The organism is Erwinia plantamica (assembly GCF_043420595.1).
GTDB lineage: Bacteria > Pseudomonadota > Gammaproteobacteria > Enterobacterales > Enterobacteriaceae > Erwinia > Erwinia aeris.
Genome location: NZ_JBGCUC010000014.1, coordinates 89694 through 112675, shown reverse-complemented (window position 1 = coordinate 112675; position 22982 = coordinate 89694). Strand labels below are relative to the sequence as shown.

The 22982-nt window shown below is 56.9% G+C and carries 23 protein-coding genes; 9 read left to right on the top strand and 14 right to left on the bottom strand.

Features of this window, described 5'->3' with window-relative positions; translation table 11 throughout:
* Positions 1-161: 161 nt before the first annotated feature.
* Positions 162-434 carry a YdgH/BhsA/McbA-like domain containing protein gene (locus AB3U87_RS15590; protein WP_125289577.1) on the bottom strand — a complete coding sequence of 91 codons (273 nt, stop codon included), beginning with the start codon at positions 432-434 and terminating at the stop codon, positions 162-164.
* Between the two features lie 395 nt (positions 435-829).
* On the opposite strand from AB3U87_RS15590, the gene AB3U87_RS15585 reads away from it, so the two are divergent.
* Together AB3U87_RS15585 and acrD are read left to right on the top strand one after the other, a co-directional pair.
* Positions 830-2344 (top strand): type IV pili methyl-accepting chemotaxis transducer N-terminal domain-containing protein, encoded by a 1515-nt coding sequence (locus AB3U87_RS15585; protein WP_253459431.1) that lies wholly within the window; start codon positions 830-832, stop codon positions 2342-2344.
* Between the two features lie 180 nt (positions 2345-2524).
* The gene (acrD, locus tag AB3U87_RS15580; RefSeq protein ID WP_394149651.1) at positions 2525-5641 is read left to right on the top strand and encodes a multidrug efflux RND transporter permease AcrD; all 3117 of its coding nucleotides are present in this window, start codon (positions 2525-2527) and stop codon (positions 5639-5641) included.
* A 94-nt stretch (positions 5642-5735) separates the two neighbouring features.
* Here the strand turns inward: acrD and ypfM are convergent, their stop codons facing one another.
* Positions 5736-5798 (bottom strand): protein YpfM, encoded by a 63-nt coding sequence (gene ypfM, locus AB3U87_RS15575; RefSeq protein ID WP_148101251.1) that lies wholly within the window; start codon positions 5796-5798, stop codon positions 5736-5738.
* Positions 5799-6217: 419 nt separating this feature from the next.
* Positions 6218-6412 (bottom strand): hypothetical protein, encoded by a 195-nt coding sequence (locus AB3U87_RS15570; RefSeq protein WP_125289573.1) that lies wholly within the window; start codon positions 6410-6412, stop codon positions 6218-6220.
* 132 nt (positions 6413-6544) lie between these two features.
* Between AB3U87_RS15570 and AB3U87_RS15565 the strand changes: the two genes are divergently transcribed.
* From AB3U87_RS15565 to AB3U87_RS15555, 3 genes are read left to right on the top strand one after another with little or no spacing between them, the layout of a single operon-like run.
* The gene (locus AB3U87_RS15565; protein ID WP_253459427.1) at positions 6545-6904 is read left to right on the top strand and encodes an ArsC family reductase; all 360 of its coding nucleotides are present in this window, start codon (positions 6545-6547) and stop codon (positions 6902-6904) included.
* 2 nt (positions 6905-6906) lie between these two features.
* On the top strand, positions 6907-8034 hold the full coding sequence (gene dapE, locus AB3U87_RS15560; protein ID WP_253459426.1) for a succinyl-diaminopimelate desuccinylase: 1128 nt from the start codon (positions 6907-6909) through the stop codon (positions 8032-8034).
* A 9-nt stretch (positions 8035-8043) separates the two neighbouring features.
* A complete protein-coding gene (locus AB3U87_RS15555; protein WP_253459424.1) occupies positions 8044-8232 on the top strand; it encodes a YpfN family protein in 189 nt (62 codons plus the stop codon).
* 24 nt (positions 8233-8256) lie between these two features.
* On the opposite strand, the gene AB3U87_RS15550 is transcribed toward AB3U87_RS15555, so the two are convergent.
* The 5 genes from AB3U87_RS15550 to dapA form a co-directional block, all read right to left on the bottom strand.
* Positions 8257-10275 carry a tRNA(Met) cytidine acetyltransferase TmcA gene (locus AB3U87_RS15550; RefSeq protein WP_394149668.1) on the bottom strand — a complete coding sequence of 673 codons (2019 nt, stop codon included), beginning with the start codon at positions 10273-10275 and terminating at the stop codon, positions 8257-8259.
* 1 nt (position 10276) lies between these two features.
* Positions 10277-11137, bottom strand: coding sequence for a KPN_02809 family neutral zinc metallopeptidase (gene ypfJ / locus AB3U87_RS15545; protein WP_301730788.1), 861 nt, complete (start codon positions 11135-11137; stop codon positions 10277-10279).
* A 169-nt stretch (positions 11138-11306) separates the two neighbouring features.
* Positions 11307-12020: a phosphoribosylaminoimidazolesuccinocarboxamide synthase gene (gene purC, locus AB3U87_RS15540; RefSeq protein ID WP_253459418.1), complete on the bottom strand. Its 714-nt coding sequence runs from the start codon at positions 12018-12020 to the stop codon at positions 11307-11309.
* A gap of 164 nt (positions 12021-12184) precedes the next feature.
* Positions 12185-13216 (bottom strand): outer membrane protein assembly factor BamC, encoded by a 1032-nt coding sequence (bamC, locus tag AB3U87_RS15535; RefSeq protein WP_301730789.1) that lies wholly within the window; start codon positions 13214-13216, stop codon positions 12185-12187.
* Between the two features lie 15 nt (positions 13217-13231).
* A complete protein-coding gene (gene dapA, locus AB3U87_RS15530; protein ID WP_125289566.1) occupies positions 13232-14110 on the bottom strand; it encodes a 4-hydroxy-tetrahydrodipicolinate synthase in 879 nt (292 codons plus the stop codon).
* Between the two features lie 158 nt (positions 14111-14268).
* On the opposite strand from dapA, the gene AB3U87_RS15525 reads away from it, so the two are divergent.
* Together AB3U87_RS15525 and bcp are read left to right on the top strand one after the other, a co-directional pair.
* Positions 14269-14880, top strand: coding sequence for a glycine cleavage system transcriptional repressor (locus AB3U87_RS15525; protein WP_125289565.1), 612 nt, complete (start codon positions 14269-14271; stop codon positions 14878-14880).
* Positions 14840-15307 (top strand): thioredoxin-dependent thiol peroxidase, encoded by a 468-nt coding sequence (gene bcp, locus AB3U87_RS15520; RefSeq protein WP_253459414.1) that lies wholly within the window; start codon positions 14840-14842, stop codon positions 15305-15307. Before AB3U87_RS15525 ends, bcp begins: the two co-directional genes overlap by 41 nt.
* A 51-nt stretch (positions 15308-15358) precedes the next feature.
* Here bcp and AB3U87_RS15515 read toward each other — a convergent pair whose 3' ends face one another.
* The 5 genes from AB3U87_RS15515 to AB3U87_RS15495 form a co-directional block, all read right to left on the bottom strand.
* The gene (locus AB3U87_RS15515; protein ID WP_301252003.1) at positions 15359-15649 is read right to left on the bottom strand and encodes a hypothetical protein; all 291 of its coding nucleotides are present in this window, start codon (positions 15647-15649) and stop codon (positions 15359-15361) included.
* A gap of 1 nt (position 15650) precedes the next feature.
* A complete protein-coding gene (locus AB3U87_RS15510; protein ID WP_301252004.1) occupies positions 15651-15944 on the bottom strand; it encodes a hypothetical protein in 294 nt (97 codons plus the stop codon).
* 236 nt (positions 15945-16180) lie between these two features.
* Positions 16181-17254: an AI-2E family transporter gene (locus tag AB3U87_RS15505; protein ID WP_125289561.1), complete on the bottom strand. Its 1074-nt coding sequence runs from the start codon at positions 17252-17254 to the stop codon at positions 16181-16183.
* A gap of 79 nt (positions 17255-17333) precedes the next feature.
* The gene (locus AB3U87_RS15500; RefSeq protein ID WP_253459405.1) at positions 17334-18932 is read right to left on the bottom strand and encodes a sensor domain-containing diguanylate cyclase; all 1599 of its coding nucleotides are present in this window, start codon (positions 18930-18932) and stop codon (positions 17334-17336) included.
* Positions 18933-19169: 237 nt separating this feature from the next.
* A complete protein-coding gene (locus AB3U87_RS15495; RefSeq protein ID WP_394149646.1) occupies positions 19170-19775 on the bottom strand; it encodes a DsrE family protein in 606 nt (201 codons plus the stop codon).
* A gap of 658 nt (positions 19776-20433) precedes the next feature.
* Here AB3U87_RS15495 and bepA point away from each other — a divergent pair.
* Together bepA and arsC are read left to right on the top strand one after the other, a co-directional pair.
* Positions 20434-21888, top strand: coding sequence for a beta-barrel assembly-enhancing protease (gene bepA / locus AB3U87_RS15490; RefSeq protein WP_253459397.1), 1455 nt, complete (start codon positions 20434-20436; stop codon positions 21886-21888).
* Positions 21889-21895: 7 nt separating this feature from the next.
* Entirely contained in the window at positions 21896-22249 is a 354-nt protein-coding gene (gene arsC / locus AB3U87_RS15485) for an arsenate reductase (glutaredoxin) (protein ID WP_394149666.1), read from the top strand.
* Here arsC and hda read toward each other — a convergent pair.
* Positions 22246-22953 (bottom strand): DnaA inactivator Hda, encoded by a 708-nt coding sequence (gene hda, locus AB3U87_RS15480; protein ID WP_125289556.1) that lies wholly within the window; start codon positions 22951-22953, stop codon positions 22246-22248. The two genes, arsC and hda, sit on opposite strands and share 4 nt — an antisense overlap.
* Positions 22954-22982: the final 29 nt, after the last annotated feature.

Sequence of the window (22982 nt, the reverse complement as noted above, 5' to 3'; positions counted from 1 at the left end):
ATCACGGCGATGCATCCTAACCGTTCTGTAAAGCCGACGCAAAAAATCTGTAGGCGAAATCGTGAGGTTTTGTGACTTCCATCAGAGGAGGCAAAAAAAAACCGACCGCTTAAGACGGTCGGTTCTCCAACAGGGAAAGGCTACATGGGACAGGACAGGTTCTAGCGGTAAATCTCGGCGTTGCCGCTCCACAGGCTGGAGTCGCCGGGGGTGTCGGCACGGATCACGCGATAGTGGCTGGCGCCCATCTCTTCGGCTTTTTGCGCCAGCTGCGCGGTGGCGTCATCCAGCGAGCCGGTCACGCCGGTCACGGAAACCGTGCCCATTTGTTGCAGGTTTTGACTCTGTTCAGTGCTGACCTGGGTGGCGGCCAGCGTTGAAAATGAAGTGGCGGCCAGAATGGCAGCGGCAATCGTTGCAGGCAGTTTATTCATAGTTAGCTCCTTATCCGGATTAGCGGATAGCATGATTCGGGATACGGCGTTAACTATGACGGATGAGGTGCAAAGCAGGGTAAGCGCGCGGTAAAAGCGTTAAAGGAATGTGGGCGTGACAAACATTTATCCCAAGAAGCGTCAATAAAAGTTACTTTTTCTGCATGATGTAACTTTATATTAATGCGCAGCGTAATTTTATGACGACTTTTTAACTCTACCCGCCGCCGCGTCTGGCTTCAAGTGCGCGACCGCACACTTTTGATCTTTCGCAAAGCGCCGGCGTTCGTGCGCTGCACCGCGCGAGGAAAAGCTTATACTGCGGCAGGCCTTATCTGGCTGACGCTGGCCGATGACGCTATCCGCAGCGTTAACGCCCTTTACGGGAGCATTGCATGTTAAAACGTTCCGTTACCCGCAGCCTGGCTCGCGCGCTGTTCGCTATCGTGCTGCTGGCCGTGTGCTGTTCTTTTCTGGCGCTGCTGACGCTTTCAGCCAGCCTGCGCGATGCCGAGGCGCTCAATATGGCCGGTTCGCTGCGCATGCAGAGCTACCGCCTGGCGCTGGATGCCGCAACCCGCTCGCCCTCGCTGGACAGCGATATCCTCAGCTATCAGCAGTCGCTTCAGGCGCCGGTGCTGCTTTCGCTACAGCATGCCTGGGTGCCAAACAATGTTAAAGCGCGCTATCACGAAATGCTGACGGCCTGGCAAAAGCTACAGCCCGAGCTGACCAGGGACGATGGTCAGCGCTTCCGGCAGCATGTCTCGCACTATGTCGCGCAGATAGATCGATTTGTGCTTGCCCTGCAGCGCTGGGCGGAGCTTAAAATGAAACTGGTGGCAGGCGCCTGCCTGCTGGGCTTTATTGCCATTGCCCTGCTGGCGAAAGCCTTTGCCCGCATGTCGGGCGATTTAGAAAAACAGTATCTGTGGCTTGAACAGGCGGTCAAAGAGCGAACCGGCGATCTGCGCCAGGCGAATCGCCGCCTGAAACTGCTTTATCGCTGCTCCGAGATGCTGCGCGGACACGATAAGGCCTATGCGCAGGTGCTTGAGCTGGCGAAAGAGCATGAAAATCTGCCGATTATCGCTCTGGACGTGGCGCCTCGCTGGCAGCTGACCGCTGGCGAAGAGGATAAACGTCTCGCCTGGCACAGCCTGCCGCTGGAGCAGACGCAAGGCGGGGTGCTGCGCTGGCAGGCAAGTGACAGCGAACCCTCGCTGATGCAGGGGCTGGCGACGATGCTGGGCCGCTCGTTACAGCTGGACGACGCTGAAGAAAAAGGCCGCCATTTGCTGCTGATGGAAGAGCGCGCCACTATCGCCAGAGAGCTACACGATTCCCTGGCGCAGTCGCTGGTTTACCTGCGCATTCAGCTGGCACGGCTGAAGCGCGTGGTCGACAAAGAGACGCCGCCGGCAGCTATCGTCGGCGAAATCGACGTGGCGCTGGCCGAAGCCAATCGCCAGCTGCGCGAACTGCTGACCACTTTTCGCCTGTCGGTGGAGCCAGCCGATCTCACTACCGCGCTGGAACAGGTCGTCGCGCAGCTTAACCGGCAAACGGAAGCGGATATTAAGCTTATCAGCGAGGCGCGGCAGCAGCGTTTGAATGCGCAACAGCAGGTACACGTTTTACAAATCGTCCGGGAAGCGCTGCTCAACGCTCTCCGCCACGCGCGCGCCAGCGACATTGCGGTACGCGTTACGCAGTCGGCCGCCGATTTGCTGCATATTGAGGTCAGCGATAACGGCCAGGGATTTTGTCTGGCCGATGCCAAACCCGGCCACTACGGTTTGGCTATAATGCAGGAGCGCGCAAAAAGTCTGAACGCGCAGCTGGAAATTACCCCGCAAGCGCAAGGCGGCACGCGGGTGCTCCTCCGTTTTATACCGGACAAAAGCTAAGGCGCACGGCGCTGAAATTTTGCATGATAATTTACATTTTATCCTCATTTTCTCCACGATTCCGCCAGGGACGCCGGGTAAAGTGAAACGCTCTGCTTAAACGCTTTGTTACGGGCAGCGATGCATTCTGCACGGCGTCGCCCGGTCGTAACCTTTCCCGACGCTAGCCTGGAGCCGCTGATGGCGAATTTTTTTATCGATCGCCCCATATTTGCGTGGGTGATAGCAATTTTGCTGTGTCTGACCGGTACTCTGGCTATTTTTTCGCTGCCCGTAGAGCAATATCCGGCGCTGGCGCCGCCTAACGTCCGTATTACCGCTAACTATCCCGGCGCTTCCGCGCAGACGCTGGAAAATACGGTTACTCAGGTGATCGAGCAGAATATGACCGGCATCGATAACCTGATGTACATGTCTTCGCAAAGCAGCAATACCGGCCAGGCGACGATTACGCTGACTTTTGTTGCGGGCACCAATCCCGACGAGGCGCGCCAGCAGGTGCAAAACCAGCTGCAAACCGCGCTGCGCAAGCTGCCTCAGGCCGTGCAGTCTCAGGGGGTGACGGTAACCAAAACCGGTGACACCAATATTCTGATGGTGGCCTTCGTCTCTACCGACGGCAGCATGGACAAACAGGACATTGCGGATTACGTCGCCAGCAACGTGCAGGATCCGCTGAGCCGCATCGACGGCGTGGGCCAGGTAGACGCCTACGGCTCGCAATACGCCATGCGCATCTGGCTCGATCCTGACAAATTGATCAACTATGCGCTGACCACCTCCGATATCGTCAGCGCCATCGAATCGCAAAACAGCCAGGTTGCCGTGGGCCAGCTGGGCGGCCTGCCTTCCGTAGAACGCCAGGCGCTCAACGCTACTATTAACTCTCAGTCGTTACTGACCACGCCCGAGCAATTTCGTCAGATTACGCTGCGCGTTAATCAGGATGGTTCGGAGGTGCGGCTGGGCGACGTGGCGCAGGTGGCATTGGGCGCGGAAAAATATGACTATCTGAGCCAGTACAACGGCCAGGCCGCTTCGGGTCTGGGCGTAAAGCTGGCTTCGGGCGCGAACGAGCTGCAAACGGACAAGCTGGTCAGAGCGCGCATTGAAGAACTTTCCCACTATTTCCCGCCCGGCCTTAAGGCGGAAATCGCTTATGAAACCACGCCTTTCGTGGTCGCCTCTATTGAAGACGTGGTGAAAACGCTGCTGGAGGCCATCGTACTGGTGTTCGTGGTTATGTATCTGTTTTTGCAGAATTTTCGCGCCACGCTTATTCCCACCATCGCCGTGCCGGTGGTACTGCTTGGCACTTTTGCCATTCTCTCTGCCTGCGGATTCAGTATTAACACGCTGACGATGTTTGCGATGGTGTTGGCGATCGGCCTGCTGGTGGACGACGCGATTGTGGTGGTGGAAAACGTCGAGCGAATAATGAGTGAGGAAGGCCTCTCGCCGCGCGAGGCCACGCGAAAGTCAATGGGGCAAATTCAGGGCGCGCTGGTGGGGATAGCGCTGGTGCTCTCCGCCGTTTTCGTGCCGATGGCCTTTTTTGGCGGCACCACCGGCGCCATTTACCGGCAGTTTTCCATCACTATCGTTTCCGCTATGGTGCTTTCCGTGCTGGTGGCGATGGTGCTGACGCCCGCCCTCTGCGCCACGCTGTTAAAACCGCTGCCGCCGGGCGCGCATCATGAACGGCGAGGATTCTTCGGCTGGTTTAACCGCACCTTTAACCGTAACGCAGACCGCTATAAGCGCGGCGTAGGGCGCATCGTAGCGAAAGCGGGACGCTGGCTGCTGCTTTATGTGCTGCTTATCGCCGGCATGGCGCTGCTGTTCCTGCATCTGCCGACCTCTTTTCTGCCGCTGGAAGATCGCGGCGTCTTTACCACTCAGGTGCAGCTACCGCCAGGCTCCACGCTGCAACAGACGAATAAAGTGGTGAATAAAGTTGAGCAATATTACCTGACGCAGGAGAAGGATAACGTGCTGTCGGTGTTTTCGACTATCGGCGCCGGGCCAGGCGGCAACGGGCAGAACGTGGCGCGCATGTTTGTCCGGCTGAAAGACTGGCGGGATCGGCCGGGCAAGGACAACAGCTCGTTTGCCATTATTGAACGCGCAACCGTGGCTTTTAAATCAATCCGCGAGGGCCGCGTGATCGCCAGCAGCCCGCCCGCAATCACCGGCATGGGCAACTCGGCCGGCTTCGATATGGAATTGCAGGATCATGCCGGTTTGGGTCACGACGCGCTGATGCAGGCTCGCGATCGGCTGCTGGCGATGGCGGAGAGCGATCCGTCACTGGCCCGCGTGCGTCATAACGGGCTGGACGATACGCCGCAGCTGCGGATCGATATCGATCAGCACAAGGCGCAGGCGCTGGGCGTGTCGGTGGACGATATCAACGACACGCTCACCACCGGCTGGGGCTCGACCTATGTTAATGACTTTCTCGATCGCGGACGCGTAAAAAAAGTCTACGTGCAGGCGGCCGCGCCTTTCCGCATGCTGCCGGACGATATCAATAAATGGTACGTGCGCAACAGCAGCGGCGGCATGGTGCCCTTTTCCGCTTTCGCCAGCACCCGCTGGGAAACCGGCTCACCGCGTCTGGAACGCTATAACGGCTATTCATCGGTAGAGATCGTTGGCGAATCCGCTCAGGGCGTCAGCACCGGCACCGCGATGGACAGCATGGAGCAGCTGGTCAGCAAGCTGCCGACCGGTTTTGGCGTGCAGTGGACCGGCGCGTCGTTTCAGGAGCGGATGAGCGGCTCGCAGGCGCCCGCGCTCTATGCCATTTCTCTGCTGGTGGTTTTTCTCTGCCTGGCGGCGCTTTATGAAAGCTGGTCGGTGCCTTTCTCCGTGATGCTGGTCGTCCCGCTGGGCGTGGTGGGCGCGCTGGCGGCGACCTGGCTGCGCGGGCTGGAAAACGACGTCTATTTCCAGGTAGGGCTGCTGACGGTGATCGGGCTGTCGGCGAAAAACGCCATTCTTATCGTGGAGTTTGCTAACGAGATGAACAGTAAAGGATGCGATTTGCTGGAGGCGACGCTGGAAGCCTCGCGTCAACGCCTGCGCCCTATTCTGATGACGTCGCTGGCCTTTATTTTTGGCGTGCTGCCGATGACTGTCGGCAACGGCGCAGGCTCCAGCAGCCAGCACGCGGTAGGCACGGGCGTGATGGGCGGGATGATCGCCGCCACCGTGCTGGCGCTGTTCTTTGTGCCGATTTTCTTTGTGCTGGTGCGCCGACGCTTTCCGTTAAAAGAGAGGCCGATCGCATAAAAGAGCAAAGGCAGCCTGAAGGCTGCCTTTTTTAAATTCGGTTACTGAAGGTAAAGCTTGCCGGCGTGCTGCCGGATTTTTCTTTATGAATGTGTTACTTACGAGTCAACATCGTTTCGATAAAGTCTTTCCAGTTCCCCAGTTCTAAATCAATCATACATCACCTCTCTCGTTGTGTTGCGGTCATTATAGGATTATTCCTAAGGCGAAGTGAACAACTTTCGGCCATGAACAGGGGTATAAAATTAAGAATTATCTTAAAACGTGCGGCCGCGCACATTTCTTATCGGTTGATTTTTAAGGGAATTAATAGCCTGCTTATCATCAGGGATCGGACGATCGGCTAACCGCTTGATTAGGCTGATATGTCAGCAAAAGGCATTTGGCAAGACACAACCGGGCTTCAGATATGAAGCGCGCGGTATGAGACATCAGGCACGAAGTACAAGGTTTGAAGTACGTAGTAAGAGACATCAGGCACAAAGTACGCGGTACGCGGTACGAGACATCAGGCGAAGCACGAAGTATGAAGCACGGGAAGTTTTTGAGGGGGCCTGAAGCCCCCTCGCGCATTTACTACTTCAGCACAATAATTTTGTCGTAGCCGCCGCTCTCGCTGTCTATATGGGTTTTGGCATCGGGATGCTCGGCCAGTACCGCTTCAACGATGTGATTAAACTCATCGCAGCGGGTCTCTTTTTTTCTGGCGATCACAATTGTCGATTTCGTCTCTTCAACCGTATGGGCGGAAGACGCTTCCATATAGTTCATATTATCCCTCCCTCTCCTCTGTTCCTGGGTTTATGCCGTCTTCCGTGCCTCGCAGGCGTATCCATTGTAAACTCAGCGCCTGAGCAGTATCGAATATAGATGAAGCCCACAGAAAATAGAAGGGAACCCGCCATGCTGACGATGTACGGCATTAAAAACTGCGACACCATCAAAAAGGCACGAAAGTACCTGGATGCTAACGGTGTAGCTTACCAGTTTCACGACTATCGCGCCGACGGGCTGGAGGCGGATTTGCTCCAGCGCTTCAGCGATACGCTGGGCTGGGAGGCGCTGCTGAACACGCGTGGAACCACCTGGCGCAAACTGGATGAAGCGACGCGCAGCGCGGTAGACAACGCGGCGGCCGCGCAGCAGCTTATGCTGGCACAGCCGGCGATGATTAAACGCCCATTGCTCTGCCGGGCCGACGGCTCTATGCTGCTGGGTTTTAACGAAACCGCTTACGCATCTTTTATCGTGGAGAAGTCCTGATTATGTATTGTCCGGTCATTGAGCTGACGCAGCAGCTTATTCGTCGCCCTTCCCTCAGCCCGGATGATGCCGGTTGCCAGGCTGTGATGATCGAGCGCCTTAAGGCGCTGGGCTTTACCGTTGAATTAATGAATATTGGCGATACGCAAAATTTCTGGGCATGGCGCGGCGAAGGCGAAACGCTGGCCTTTGCCGGGCATACCGACGTAGTGCCCGCAGGTGATGCCAACCGCTGGATCAACCCGCCGTTTGAACCCGCCATCCGCGACGGCATGCTGTTTGGACGCGGCGCGGCGGATATGAAAGGCTCGCTGGCCGCCATGGTTGTCGCCGCCGAGCGTTTTGTCGCCGCCCATCCGCACCACAAGGGCCGCCTGGCCTTTCTGATTACCTCCGATGAAGAAGCCAGCGCCGTAAACGGCACGGTCAAAGTTGTCGAGACGCTGATGGCGCGCAACGAGCGCCTGGACTACTGCCTGGTCGGCGAGCCTTCCAGCACGGAAATCGTGGGCGACGTGGTGAAAAACGGCCGTCGCGGTTCGATGACCGCCAACCTGACCATTCATGGCGTCCAGGGCCACGTCGCTTATCCGCACCTCGCTGATAATCCGGTACATCGCGCGCTGCCTGCGCTGAACGAGCTGACGGCGACAGAATGGGATCGGGGCAACGAGTTTTTCCCGCCGACCAGCATGCAGATTGCCAATGTTCAGGCCGGAACCGGCAGCAACAACGTGATCCCCGGCGAGTTTTTCGTGCAGTTTAATTTCCGTTTCAGCACCGAGCTGACCGACGCGCTGATCAAAGAGCGCGTACAGGCGCTGCTGGATCGGCATCAGCTGCGCTATACGCTTGACTGGGTGGTTTCCGGCCAGCCTTTTTTAACCTCTACCGGCAAACTGGTCGAGGCGGTGGTAAACGCCGTTGAGCACTATAATGAGATCAAGCCACAGCTGCTGACGACCGGCGGCACGTCCGACGGCCGCTTTATTGCCCGTATGGGCGCGCAGGTTGTGGAGTTAGGGCCGGTCAACGCCACCATTCACAAAATAAATGAGTGCGTTAAGGCTGCCGACCTCCAGCTGCTGAGTCGGATGTATCAGCGCATTATGGAACAATTGATAGCGTAAGGATCAAATATGGAATGGCTGAAAGAGTACTGGTGGTTGCTGGGGATTGTGCTGATGGTGGGCATTCTGATGAATGTGTATAAAGACCTGAAGCGTATCGACCATAAAAAATATATGGATAACCGCCCGGATTTGCCGCCGCATCGCGATTTTAACGATAAATGGGACGATGAAGACGACTGGCCGAAGAAGAAGTAAACGACAGGGGCGACGGCCCCTGTTTTAATTTATGTCCGACTGCCCTGTCTTCATTATCTTTAGCCGCCATGTTTCTGCCCGCTCATTATCCAGCGCTGTCAGCGCCCGTTCCGCCTCCTGCCGCCAGCCGTTCAGCAACGCCTTACGCCCCGACAGCCCCGACAGTTTGACCAGCTCTGCCTGAGCCAGCCCTTCCGTCAGCGCGCCCTGTAATAACGGCAGCGGCTGCGGGGCGTTTTCCAGCAGTCGGCCCAGCGCACCGATAGCGGCCTCGAATGAGCGCTGCGCCCACGCAAAGCCCGCCAGCTCGCGCCAGTCGTCCTCATCCAGGCCAGTGGCCTCAACGTTCGGGAAAGTCAGATCGACGTCATGAAGAAAAGGACGCAGCCAGCGCCAGTCGCGCGCCAGCCGACGCTCCGCCCTGTCGGCCAGCGCCCTTCCCCGTTCGCTCAGCGGCAGAATCGCCATCGCGGTGTGGCAGCCGCTGCTCGCTTCCGTTCGCGTGCCCACCCGCGCCAGCCGGAACCCGCAGGCCTGCCAGAAACGCCATAGCGAAGGCGTATAGCCAAAACTCACCGAGAAAAAGTCCAGCCCTTCCGCCTGACTGACGCTGTGCCGCACCATCTCCCTGCCGACACCCTGCCGCCGCAGCGCGGGCATGATGGCGATGCGGCTGATACGGCGTGAGCGCATCTGCGCCGCTTCCGGCCAGCCGCCGTGGGCCGCCAGCGACTGCGCCACCAGGTTGCCTGCCGGACGACGCAGTCCCGCCCACACGGCCTGCGCCAGCTCCGCCGTTAATCCACCTTCCTCTACCAGCCAGAGCGCGCCCTGAACTTTGTCCGCCTGCAGCGCGGCGCTGAAGCGCATGCCCGGCGCGTCCATCATGCGCCGAAGATCGATCGGCGAAGTGCGGTAGTGCGCGCTGGCGAGCAGCTGATAAATCGCCTCCAGCACCGCCGGGTTTTCCTGCCATTCCGCCTGCTGCGGAAAACAAAAGCGCACCGGCGCGCTGACAATTTCAGGCTCCGCTTCGCTGAACAGCAGGGCGCGATCGATAAACTGCTCAAGCGGATCGTGCGCCGACCAGCGCAAAGGCTGGTCAAGTCGGCACAGCGTAGCGTTGGGCAGGCTGTCGCAGAACTTCAGCATAAAGCCGCGCCCCGTCCCTTCATAACCCTGCAAGGTGGTGGTTAACAGCGTGCGCGGAAAAAGCCTGACCAGCTGCTCAAGCATCGGCGCGGGGATCGCTGCCGCTTCGTCAATCAGCAGCCAGTCAACATCCCGGGGACGCGCCGCCGGGTCGAGCGCCAGCAGCCTGTCCGGCGCGATAAAATCAAAAGCGTCGCCCGCGTAGGTTGCCAGCACGTCGGTGGCGGCTTTCGCGGGGGCGGAGATAAGCGCACGGCCGGGCCAGCGGGCGGCAAGCAACCCGGCAAGCGCGGATTTGCCTCGTCCTCGCGGCGCGGTGACCACGTAGATACCCGGTTTCGCCATCAGCAATTGCTCCAACAGAGCCTGCTGCTGACCGTCGTCATCGGGCTGCCAGTCTGGCGCGAACGGCGGCGCAGGCAAAACGGGCGCCTGATGCTGGCAAAACCGCGCGGCCTGTGGATCGGCCAGCAGCAGCTTTTGCAGACGGGAGACAAAATTAGGCGTGGCGAGCGGCGTAGCGGTATCTCCCCAGCGCAGCGAATCTTTATCGGGTTGCGTTGGCCAGCCGGCCCATTCCGGCACCAGCATCAGCAGCCAGCTTCCCGCTTTCAGCGTGCCCGCCAGCACCGCCAGCGCCTCGGCGTTGAAGCCGTGACGCGCGTCAAACACGGCGTGCAGAAACTCCTGCCCCAGCAGCGTCCGCACCGCTTCGGGCGCGCAATGCAGCGGGCTTTGCGGCGCATCGCCAAGCCACAGCCAGTCGCCGGGCAGCAGCGATAGCCACTGCTGCGCCTGCTGCTGGCACCACTCCGCCTCGCCGCTGATAACCATCAGCCTGCGCATTCCCTGCCGCTGTAGCTGTTCCGTTTGCGTAATGACGTCGCGCAGATCAGCCACTGAAAGTGTCACACTGGCCAGGATTGCCGCTGTCGAACCCTTTTTTAAACCAGCTGTAGCGCTGCTCCGAGGTGCCGTGGGTGAAACTGTCCGGCACTACGCGTCCCTGGCTTTTCTGTTGCAGACGATCGTCCCCGATCGCTTCGGCGGCGTTCAGCGCCTCCTGCAAATCGCCCGGCTCCAGCACGTTTTCCTGCTGCATGTAGTGGCCCCAAACGCCGGCAAAGCAGTCGGCCTGTAGCTCCAGCTTCACGGAAAGCTGGTTCGCCTGCTTTTGGCCGCCCTGCTGCTGCAGCTGACGCACCTTAGGTTCAATACCAAGAAGATGCTGCACGTGGTGTCCGACCTCGTGCGCGACCACGTAGCCCTGCGCAAAGTCGCCATCGGCGCCAAGCTTGTTTTTCATTTCATCATAGAACGACAGATCGATGTAGACGGTGCTGTCGGTCGGGCAGTAGAACGGCCCCATCACGGACTGTCCCGTGCCGCAGCCGGTACGGGTTGCACCGCGATACATCACCAGCTTGGGTGGCGTATAGGTTTTGCCCATTTTCTCGAAGATTTTTTGCCAGGTGTCTTCCGTGGTGGCCAGCATCACCGAGGTGAATTTCGCCGCCTCATCCTGCTGCGGCGTGCTTCGCTGCTGCTGTTGTGAAGAGAGCGAGGTCGACTCGCCGGTCAATAAAGGCGTTAAATCGTAGCCGTAGTAGCCCGCAATCATCACGACGATCAGCAGAATAATGCCGCCTTTGCCGCGCGGAATACGCATCCGTCCCGCGCCCATTGAGTTACCACCGGATTCATTACGGCGATCTTCCACGTTATCGCTCTCACGGCGCCCTTGCCAACGCATACACTACCTCGGATTATGAACTGTTGGAGTGATTTTAGTCGCGCATAGCCGCTAACACCAGCCTTGCGGCGGCTGCCGGGCCGGAACGGAAAGGTATTTCAGAATAGAGGTAGATTAGCGGAGCAGGTAAGAGAAAAGCGGCCGTGGCGACACCCACGGCCGGGGGAAATCAGTCCAGCTTCACGCCCAGACGATTCGCCACTTCTTCATAGGCTTCAATCAGACCGCCCAGGCTCTGGCGATAGCGATCTTTATCCATTTTATTCAGCGTCTCTTTGTCCCACAGGCGCGCGCCGTCCGGGGAAAACTCATCGCCCAGCGTGACTTCGCCGTGGAACAGGCCGAACTCGAGCTTGAAGTCCACCAGGATCAGACCGGCATCGGAGAAAAGCTGGCTCAGCACGTCGTTGGCTTTGTAGGTCAGCTCGCGCATACGCGCCAGGTTCTCTTTGCTCACCCAGCCAAAGGTTTCACAGTAGGATTCGTTGATCATGGGATCGTGACGCGCATCGTCTTTTAAAAACAGATCGAACAGCGGCGGGTTCAGGATGGTGCCCTCTTCCACGCCCAGGCGCTTCACCAGCGACCCTGCCGCGCGGTTGCGCACTACACACTCCACCGGCACCATTTCCAGCTTTTTGACCAGCGCTTCGTTGTCCGACAGCAGCGCTTCCATCTGGGTAGGGATGCCCGCTTCCGCCAGCTTGCTCATGATAAAGTGATTAAATTTATTGTTAATCATTCCTTTGCGGTCAAACTGTTCGATGCGCTCACCGTCCAGGGCTGATGTATCGTTGCGGAATTCGAGTATCAGCAGATCCGGATTTTCGGTGCTGTAAACGGTTTTCGCTTTGCCGCGATACAACTCAGCTTGCTTTTTCATCTCTTTACTCCAAACGTGAAATGCCCGGTGCTTTGCGCCTGCGAACAGGCCGAAACCGGTCGGGTATGAACTGTTGCGTCCATTGTATGATCGGACGCGAAAAAACCGAAGCAATCGATTACGCGGCAGCAAATAAAAAAGGCCGACGCGCGTCGGCCTTTCGATTATTTGTTAAATGCCGCCTGGAACACGGCGACCAGCGCATCGTTTTGCGACTGGGTCAGCGCATGGCCTTTTGGATCCAGGAACTGCAGGCTGCTGCGGTTATCCAGATCGCCGACCTGTAGCTTATAGTTGCCGTCGGTCAGCTCAGGATCTTTCGCGCCAATGCTGTCCCAGGTCTCGCTGGACGGGGCGCTGTAGGTCACGTTCAGGCTGCCCTGCGGACGGTTGCGGTCGGTGATCTTCATGCCCACGCGCTCCAGCGCGGTCGGCAGACGCTCCCAGACCAGGTTAAACGGCGCGCGCACCACCAGCGTAGGCAGGCCGGTATCGTCCGCGCCGCTCTGCACGTTGATTTGCGCAGTGCTGCCTTTAACCGCCGCGTCGTCGCGAGTCGTGGCGATTTTATCCAGACCAGCGCTCAGCTCGTTCAGCATCTGCGCGGTGTAGCGCTGCAGCTGGACGGGTGAAGTAACGGCTTTACCTTCCTGCTCCAGCTCCAGCAGCTTCACGCTCAGCGCCTGCTGATAGCCCTGCTGCTGCACGGCTATCTGGTAGCGGCCGCGATACTGATGATCTTCATCAGCGCGGTTCCACTGCACCCAGTCGGTGGTCAGCGTCTGGCTGCCGTCGGTGCGGCTGGCAATCGGATAGTTGCGCGTCTGCACTACCGTCACAACCTGCGGCCACAGCGCGCCGCTGGCGTTATCGACCAGCAGCACGCCGGAGTTGCCGGCAAACTGAGTGCGGGCGCCGTTGATCAGCGCCAGCGGCTGGGCCGGTGGACGGATATCCAGCTGCTTGCCGACGGCGCCTTTCGCGCTGGCGGAAGGGATATCAAAATCACCGTTTTGCAGCGGCAGGATCATTCCTGCTGGCGCGTGCAGCTCGTTGATATCCGCAGCTTTGAGGTAAGATTCGTCGCCGCTGACCTGGCGCTTGTAGCGCTGATCGCTCGAACATGCCGCCAGCAACATCACCAGCGACAGGCCAACCACTTTTGCGATTGCCGACTTTTGTACTGAGTAAGCCATTACTTCTCCCTAAATTTACAGCAGGCCTGCGTCTTTCAGTGCCTGCTCAACAACCGGACGACCGGCATCAGTCATCGGCGTCATTGGTAGACGCAGCGTATCGGTTGCAATTAATCCTAATTTTTTAGCCGCCCATTTTACCGGGACAGGATTAGGCTCAATAAATAGCTTCTGATGCAGAGGCATCAGACGCTGGTTAAGGCGGCGCGCTTCCCGGAAGTTGCCCTGCTGCGCAAGCGCGCAGAGCTCCGCCATTTCGCGCGCGGCGATGTTGGCCGTTACGGAGATAACGCCCCTGCCGCCCAGCTGCATAAAGTCGAGGGCAGAAAGGTCGTCGCCGCTGACCAGCACGAAATCGTCATCGACCAGCTCTTGGATCTGGCTAACCCGCGATAAGTTCCCGGTCGCCTCTTTGATTCCGATAATATTTTTGATCTTCGCCAGACGGCCTACGGTTTCCGGCAGCATATCGCAACCGGTACGCGACGGCACATTGTAGAGCATTTGAGGAAGATCGGTGCTTTCGGCGATGGCTTTAAAGTGCTGGTACAACCCTTCCTGGGTTGGACGATTGTAGTATGGGGTGACGGTAAGGCAGCCTACCACGCCGCTGTTTTCAAAACGATGCGTCAGCGCGATGCCTTCCGCCGTGGCGTTGGCGCCGGTACCGGCAATGATGGGAATGCGCCCGTCGGCCAGCTCCAGCGTCAGCATGACCACGTCACCATGCTCGTCGTGGCTTAATGTTGCCGATTCGCCCGTTGTTCCTACGGAGACAATTGCCGCTGTTCCGCTGGCAACATGATAATCAATCAGTTTTTTCAGACTTGCGCGACAGACGGACCCTTTGTCGTCCATCGGCGTAACGAGCGCAACAATACTTCCCGTAAACATTAGCCATCCCCTCCACAAACAAGTGCTTCATGGTACGTTTGACGGCCCACGAAAAGCAAGCGGGCAAGCCTGCCAGGCCCCTTGGCACAGGGTATTTTTTATGTTTACCTAAGAGTTATCACAATTGCTAATCACTGAGACGTACAGGAAGCATTATTTTGCCGCAGTCAGAGCAACATCACCTGGTTATTACCGCCGTGGGCGTCGACCGACCGGGGATTGTTAATACCATTACCCGCCACGTCAGCAGCTGCGATTGCAATATCGAAGACAGCCGCCTGGCCATATTGGGTGATGAATTCACTTTTATTATGCTGCTTTCAGGAAGCTGGAACGCTATCGCGCTGATTGAATCGACGCTGCCGCTGAAAGGCGCCGAGCTGGAGCTGCTGATCGTGATGAAGCGCACCACCTTTCGCGAAAGGCCGCCTATGCCCGCTACCGTCTGGGTGCAGATTGAAGTCACCGACTCCGCGCATATTATCGAACGCTTTACCGATCTCTTTGATTCCCATCAGATGCATATTGCTGAACTGGTCTCACGCACGCAACCTGCGGCAGAAAATCAGCCGCCCTTGCTCTATATTCAAATTACCGCGCACAGTCCTGCCAGCCAGGATGCTGCCATTATTGAGCAGGCGTTTAACAGCCTCTGTACAGAGTTAAGTGCACAAGGCACTATTAGCGTCGTCCAGTATCCACAGCATGATGAAAAAACGGAGAATAGTGATGAATCCACTGAAAGCCGGCGATCCCGCACCCGTCTTTAGCTTGCCCGACCAGGATGGCGAGCAGGTAAACCTGACCGACTTCCAGGGACAGCGCGTTCTGGTCTATTTTTACCCAAAAGCCATGACGCCGGGCTGCACCGTACAGGCGTGCGGTCTGCGCGACAGCATGGACGAGCTGAAAAAAGCGGGCGTGGAAGTGCTGGGCATCAGCACCGATAAACCGGAAAAACTCTCGCGTTTTGTCGAGAAGGAGCTGCTGAACTTCACGCTGCTGTCGGATGAAAATCATCGGGTTTGCGAGCAGTTCGGCATCTGGGGCGAGAAAACCTTTATGGGCAAAACCTATGACGGCATCCACCGCATCAGCTTCCTGATTGGTACCGACGGCAAAATCGAAAAAGTGTTTGATGATTTCAAAACCAGCAACCACCACGATATCGTGATGGACTATTTGCAATCGGCCTGATGGTGAAACGGGCGGTGTGATTACCGCCCATTGCGATAACGTTTTCTGATGTTAAAAATCGTAGTCATCCAGCTGTGCTTCAATCATTTTATTTCCATAATACCTTTTCTTTAATTTTTCCTTTTGTCTTCTGGCCTGGTCACAGACGGTTTCTACCTTCTTTTCTATCTCATTTTGGCGTGCCGCTGAAAGCGTACTGTCCCATTCGCCTGAAAAGTGCTGGCAATCTTCGGCGTTATCCAAAAATGCCTTCAAATCTTTGGGTACAGATGGAGGCTTATTGGCATACGAACAACCGCAAACAGTAAAATTAAAAACAAGAACAGCTAAGTGAGCTTTCATATTACCGCCCATCCGAGGACCAATGAGGTTTATCGCTTATACCACCACGGTATTTAATGACGCCAAATATTTTCCCCACCTCATGAAGTTCTTTATTCATGCCGTCTTTCGGAAATGATCTGATAGTTAGCGTTTTTTTATTATTGTCTTCTATTATTAACACCCCAGACCAGGAAATGGCCATATCAATAACTTTCCCTTCCGTATGCCGGCTTCTTAACGATGGCGCAACGTTCAGGTTTGCCATGCCAAATGCTGCCATCATTTCCGCTGCTGCGGCCAGGCTCTCTGCCAAAAAACTCTTTTACCCAATGTTTTCCGCTTAATCTTTCCATAAAAATCCTTTTGAAGAAGAGTTAAAGGAAGGGCTTTAAAAAAACCTAAAACATTACGCTTCCTTCCACGAAAAAAAACTTTAATTCATTATCCCTTTGCGGAATAGCGACTCGATTATACAGAAAATAATTTCATGAATAGCGCAACAAGAATTAATAGATAAAGAGAGGAGATATTCTCTCCTCTCTTTATTACCTATTTAAGCCCTGAACGTTCAGAATTCAGTTCATCAGGCCAGGCATGAAGCACCGCTTTCACCAGCGAGGCCAGCGGAATAGCGAAAAATACGCCCCAGAAGCCCCACAGACCGCCAAAAATCACCACCGACAGAATAATTACCAGCGGATGCAGATTCACCGCTTCGGAAAACAGCACCGGCACCAGAATATTGCCGTCCAGCCCCTGAATAATCAGATAAACGATAATCATCGTCCAGAAATCGCCGCCCAGCCCCCACTGCGCCAGGCCTACGCCAATAACCGGCACGGTCACGGCCAGCGCGCCTATGTAAGGGATCAGTACCGACACGCCAACCAGCACCGCCAGCAGCAGCGCGTAGTTCATGCCGATAGCCAGAAAACCGATCCAGCTCGCCACGCCGACCACCACCATTTCCAGCACTTTGCCGCGAATATAGTTGGAAACCTGCTGATTCATCTCCAGCCAGACCTGTCCGGCCAGGCCGCGATTACGCGGTAAAATGCGGCCGATCGCCGCCAGCATCTGCTCTTTATCCTTAAGCAGGAAGAACACCATCAGCGGCACCAGCACCAGGTAAATCGCCAGCGTCATCAGGCCCACCAACGAAGCCAGAGAATAGCGCAGCAGCTGATCGCCGATACCGCTCAGCCTGGCGCGCAGGTTTTCCACCACGATATCGACCAGCCCGACATCTATCAGCGCCGGGAAACGCTCCGGCAGACGCGTGGCAAAGTGATACAGGCTGGTTAGCATCGTAGGCAGCTCGTGCGCTAAATTGATGCCCTGTTGCCAGGCGACGGGCGCCACGACCAGGATCAGCACCAGCACAATAGTGGCGAAGAAAATCAGTACGATAGTAGTGGCCCAGGCGCGCGAGCAGCCAAGCCGTTCCAGACGTACCGTCGGCCACTCCAGCAGATAAGCAACAACCAGCGCCACCAGCAGCGGCGCCAGCAGGCCGTTAAAGAAGAAAAGGATGCCGAAAGCGGCAAGCAGTATCGCCAGCAGCGCGATAGCCTGGGGATCGCTAAAGCGCCGGCGATACCACTGTAGTAGAAGATCCAGCATGGAAAAGTCCTGGCTTACTGAAGGAAGCCGCAGAGTCTACCTGAAAAAATGGCTGGCCGCGCGGCTTCCAGCGCCGGCCTCAGCCATACTGACGGTAAATCTCCTGCGCCGTTTCCTGCCATTGCCCGCTCACCACCACGCGGTTGCGTCCGGCATGTTTGGCGCTGTAGAGGGCGTCGTCCGCCTGTTTAAATACCTGCTCCAGCGGCATCTCGTCCGCGTTCCACAGCGCTACGCCAATCGACAGCGTCACGCATCCCACCGGGGCCAGCGCCAGCTGTTCAATTTTTTTACGCACACGCTCGGCAATTACCGCCGCCATTTCCCGGTCCGCGCCCGGCAGGATCATCAAAAACTCTTCGCCGCCGTTGCGGCATACCACATCGGTCTGGCGCGAGCTTTTGCTCAGCTCCTGCGCCACGCTTTTAATCACGCTGTCGCCCACGTCGTGGCCCCAGCCGTCGTTGACGCGTTTAAAGTGATCGATATCCAGCGCCAGCACGGCAAAAGGCTGGCGCGTGGCGTAAAAATACTCCAGCACGGCGTGCAGGCCGCGACGGTTCAGCAAGGAGGTCATAGGATCGGTCTGCACCTCAAACTTCAGGCGACCAATTTTATCCTGCAGCAGGCCGAGGCCGGTGAGCATTGCCCGCTTGATCTGCGCCGCTTCGTAATACCAGGAGCGGATGGCGCCAATCTCCGTAGACGCGCCGGGCGCATCCATCTGGCTGGCGTTGTCCGCCAGCTGCCCCAGCGGCCGCGCGATCAGCCAGGCAAACAGCCAGGCTAACGCCAGCGTCAACAGCGCCAGCGGAACGGCGCGCTGCACCACCTGCAGCATCATGCTGGTAAGCGGCGTCAGCGTGGTGGGCGTCGGCTTCATCGCCACAATCATCCAGCCGGGCGTGGCAACCATTGCGTAGCCCGCCAGCATCGGCTCGCCGTTTTGCTTTGACACCTGCTGAGAGCCGTTATCCTGTTTCATCTCGTCGCTAATCAGCGGCGCGATTTTCTGCCCGATTAACGTGCCGTTTTGGTGATACAGCACGCGGTTGCCGCTGTCGACCACGTAAAGAGAAGAGCCGTCACGGTAGAACTGCTCGCCCAGCAGCTCGTTGAGAATGCTCTTTTTCTTCAGGTAGATGGTGCCGCCAACAAAACCCAGATAGACGCCGTTGGGCGACCAGATGGGATAGGAGACGAACACCATTAAATTATTGGCGACCGACAGCGAAGGCTGGCTGACCAGCGGTTTACGCTCTTTCAGCGCCTGTCGGGTAACCGGCGTGGTCAGATGCACGCCTTTGAGCATCAGCGAGTCGGGAGAGATGGCTTTTACCCAGCCGTTGGCATCGACAATCACCGCCGAGTTAAAACTGTTGGTCTGCTCGCGCAGGCGCATGACTTCACGCTGCATCAGCGCGTCATCATTGCCGCCCTGTCCCAGCGTTTTGGCACTGAAAGCCAGCTGCGATTCCGCCAGCTGAAAAAACATTTCCGTGGTAGAGGCGAGCTTGGTCGCATAAACCCGGTTGGATTCCAGCGTATTTTCGATCAGCACTTCCCGCTGTACTTGCCGGGTGGCGTACAGAGAGTTGGCCAACGTGATGGCAATGCTGGCGAAGGCCAGCAGCATAATCAGCGTGCGCAAATCCAGCTTCAGGCGAGGAAGCCTCATAGATTAGCCCCGAGGAAACATTTCATAGATGTCGCTTCTTTTTTTTTAATTTGGTTTGGTAACGCGTCATGCCCTGGTGAAGCATGGAGTCATACAAGGAGTATCGTCAGCATTAGGAATAATCTTAGAGATTTTAACTCAATTTTTTGCAGATGGGCAGAGGTAACTGATAAGAAGGCGAATTCAGGCGACAGCGGGGGTAGCGTCCCGCACCGATAACGGGCGGGACAAAGATGGCTACATAGCGAGGAAAGCGTAGCCCTGGTTTTCCAGCGTGGCGACCGTGGTCGGGCTGGAAAGTGCATGGGTAACGGAGGTATCAATCCACTCATGCTTAAAGTGATGGAAAGCCACTGACTGATCGCAGACGGAGACGTCCACGCCTTTAGCGCGCAGTTCGTTAATCAGCTTCAGATTAGGGTTATCCACGCCGAAGACTTTTTTATATTCCGCGTTATTTAACATTGCTGGCGTACCGTCGCCGGTCACCGAAACCACAAATTTAAGCTGCTCCTGCGGCACTCCGGAAGCAATATATAAATTTACCACGCGGGCAACGCGTTCCAGGCCAAGGTTAGGGACTTTAGGGCCATTTTCCGCTTTGGTTATCTGGAACACGACTTTATTGCTGTCGCCCACGGCCGGCTTATAAGCCGCATCCGCCTCATAATGAATTTTGCCGTAGCCATCGATAGCCGGCGTGCTCCAGAAGCCGTCAGGATCGTTATCCTGAACGCCAAAGTGCTGGCTGATTTTCTCTGCAATAGCCGGGGCGGAAGAGAAGCTGGCGCCAATAAAACCGGCCACGGCAGCGATTAAAACGTAAGACACAACAGGACGCATAGCATGCTCTCCAGAAAGCGTAACGAATCGGAAACGGAACAGAGGGAAGTGAAGTTATCGTGTAAATCTGACGCAAAGATTGAGTAAATTATGTCTTGCTGTAAATAAGCGCTACTCTGCTTTTATAAGTGCGGCACTGTTCGTTGGTTTTATTTATCTGTTTTATTTAAAAGTGAGATATATTTCTAATCAGAAAAAAGTGCCAGCGTATAAAAGCATTTTCTCCTCAATGCTTTTTATTATTCCTGCTGAGTCAGCCATGGTTTTTTGGCTAAGCAAAAAATTCTGATAAAGCCTGGAGCGGGATTATAAAGATAAACGCAAGGAAGGCCTGTGCAAGAGACGGCGAGAAGGATCGGTTTACAGCCATTTTTAGGAGTAAACCTAAACAATTTTCGTGCCATATTCAATTTTACTGAATAAATTTACCTGAATTTACTTAACAGTCCGCTTTCCTGCCCCTGTGTGCCAGCAGGGCCTACGTTCAGTTTTTTTCGCTGACTTTAAGGCATGCTTGTCCGGCCCGGTATTTATTCATGCTTAGCGGCGTTTCCTTCCTTATCACCTCTGGTTAAGATAGCCGCTGAAGAGCGCCGTCCTGCAGAACCGTTAATCCTTCTGCCGGGCAATTGAGGACGTTATCAGAATAGGATTTTGCATGATTAACCGACTGAAAAGGTGCGCGCTGGCGTCGCTGATCCTGCTGCCCACGATAGCCGCGCAGCCTGCCAGGGCCGACATCAGCGATACTTTGCCGGATATCGGCACCACCGCAGGCAATACGCTTTCCGTTAATCAGGAACTGGCGATGGGGGATTTCTATGTTCGCCAGCTGCGGGCCAGCGCGCCGCTGATCAACGATCCCCTGCTCAATGACTATATCAACCAGCTGGGCCAGCGGCTGGTGGCGCACGCCTGGTCGGTCAAGACGCCGTTCCACTTTTTCCTGGTCAGCAATGACGAGCTGAACGCCTTTGCCTTTTTCGGCGGCAACGTGGTGCTGCATTCCGCCCTGTTCCGCTATACCGAAAACGAAAGCCAGCTGGCCTCGGTGCTGGCACACGAAATTTCTCACGTTACCCAGCGTCACCTGGCGCGCGCGATGGAAGAGCAGCAGCGTAACGCGCCGCTGACCTGGGTGGGCGCGCTTGGCTCCATTCTGCTGGCGATGGCAAACCCGCAGGCCGGGATGGCGGCGTTAAGCGGCACGCTGGCGGGCGCGCAGCAGGGCGTGATCAGCTTTACCCAGCAGAACGAGCAGGAGGCTGACCGTATCGGCATTCAGGTCTTGCAGCGCGCGGGGTTCGATCCCCAGGCGATGCCCAACTTTCTGCAAAAGCTGTCCGACCAGTCCCGCTTCGCCTCTAAGCCGCCGGAAATTTTGCTGACCCATCCCCTGCCCGACAGCCGCCTGGCCGATGCCCGCAACCGCGCCAACCAGATGAAGCCCGTCGTGGTGCAGTCGTCACAGGATTTCTATATGGCGAAAGTGCGCGTGCTGGGCATGTACGCGACGGGAAAAAACCAGCTTGGTGACGATCTGCTGGAAACATTGAGTAAAGGCAACACGCGCGAGCAGACCGCCGCGCAGTACGGCAAGGCCGTTCAGTTCCTGCAGGCGAAAAGCTATGACAACGCCCGACGCATTATCGCGCCGCTGCTGGCCGCTCAGCCGAATAACGTCTGGTATCTGGATCTGATGACCGATATTGATATCGGCCTGAAGCAGCCGCAGCGCGCTATCGCCCTGCTGGAAAAAGCCAAAGCATCCAGCCCGGTGGTACAGCTCAACCTGGCTAACGCTTACGTCGAGGCGAAGCAGCCCGCCAGCGCCAGCAAAATCCTTTATCGCTATACCTGGACGCATAAAGACGATCCCAACGGCTGGGATCTGCTGGCGCAGGCGTCGTCCGCTCAGGGGCTGACGGATGAAGAAGAGGCGGCGCGGGCGGAAAGCCTGGCGCTGAACGGCCAGCTGGATCAGGCGATCCGCAGCCTGAGCGACGCCAGCGCCGCCGTGCCGCTGGGCAGCCTCAAGCAGGCCCGCTACGATGCCCGTATCGATCAGCTGCGCTATTTACAGCAGCGTTTCCGTCAGTATCAGAAAAGGTAGGCGAATGATGTCGAACGTTGAGATTTACCATAACCCACGCTGCTCCAAAAGCCGCGAAACGCTGGCGCTGTTGCAAAGTAAAGGGATTGAACCGGAAGTCGTGCTCTATCTGAAAAATCCGCCGACTGTCGCCACGCTGGAAAGACTGCTCCTTCAGGCGGGCTTCAGCTCTGCACGCGAGCTGATGCGCAGCAAAGAGGCGCGCTATCAGGCGCTGAACCTGGACGATCCCACGCTTAGCGAAGCGGATTTGCTGGCGGCAATGGTCGCTTATCCGGAGCTGATTGAGCGCCCGATCGTGGTGGCTAACGGCAAGGCGCGGCTGGGCAGGCCGCCGGAGCAGGTGCTGGCTATCCTTTAAAGATCCAGCGCCTCTTTCACGAAGGGAATGGTCAGCTTGCGCTGGGCGCTGATCGAGGCGCGATCCAGCTTGTCCAGCGTCATAAACAGCGTGCGCATTTCCCGATCCAGCCTTTTTAGCAGAAAGCGGCCGACATCTTCTGGCAGTTCAAAACCGCGCAGCCGCGCCCGCAGCTGGAGCGCCTGAAGCTTGTCGTCATCCGACAGCGGCTGCAAACGATAGATTTGTCCCCAGTCCAGACGGGAAGCGAGATCGGGCAGCTTCAGGTTCAGCTGGCGCGGCGGGCGATCGCCGGTGATCAGCAGACGGGTGCGGCCCGTTTCCAGAATACGGTTATAGAGATCGAAAATCGCCATTTCCCAGGGTTCGTCGCCGGCGATGCACTCGATGTTGTCGATGCAGATCAGCGCCAGCTGTTCCATACCGTCCAGTACTTCAGGCACGAACCAGGTACGCTTGTCGAGCGGCACGTAGCCCACGGCTTCGCCACGCGCGGAGAGTTCCGCACAGGCCGCGTGGAGCAGATGGCTGCGCCCGCCGCCTTCACGCGACCAGAAATAGAGATAGCTGCCGTGCTCCTGCTGTAACGCCCCTTGCAGCGCGGCGATCAGCGACGGGTTATCCCCCGGCCAGAAGCTGGCGAAGGTTTCATCATCGGGCAAATAGAGCGGCAGTGAGAGCTGTGCCGGAGTGTTCAGAAGCACCTCAGTAATGGGTCGAAATCCGGCGGCAG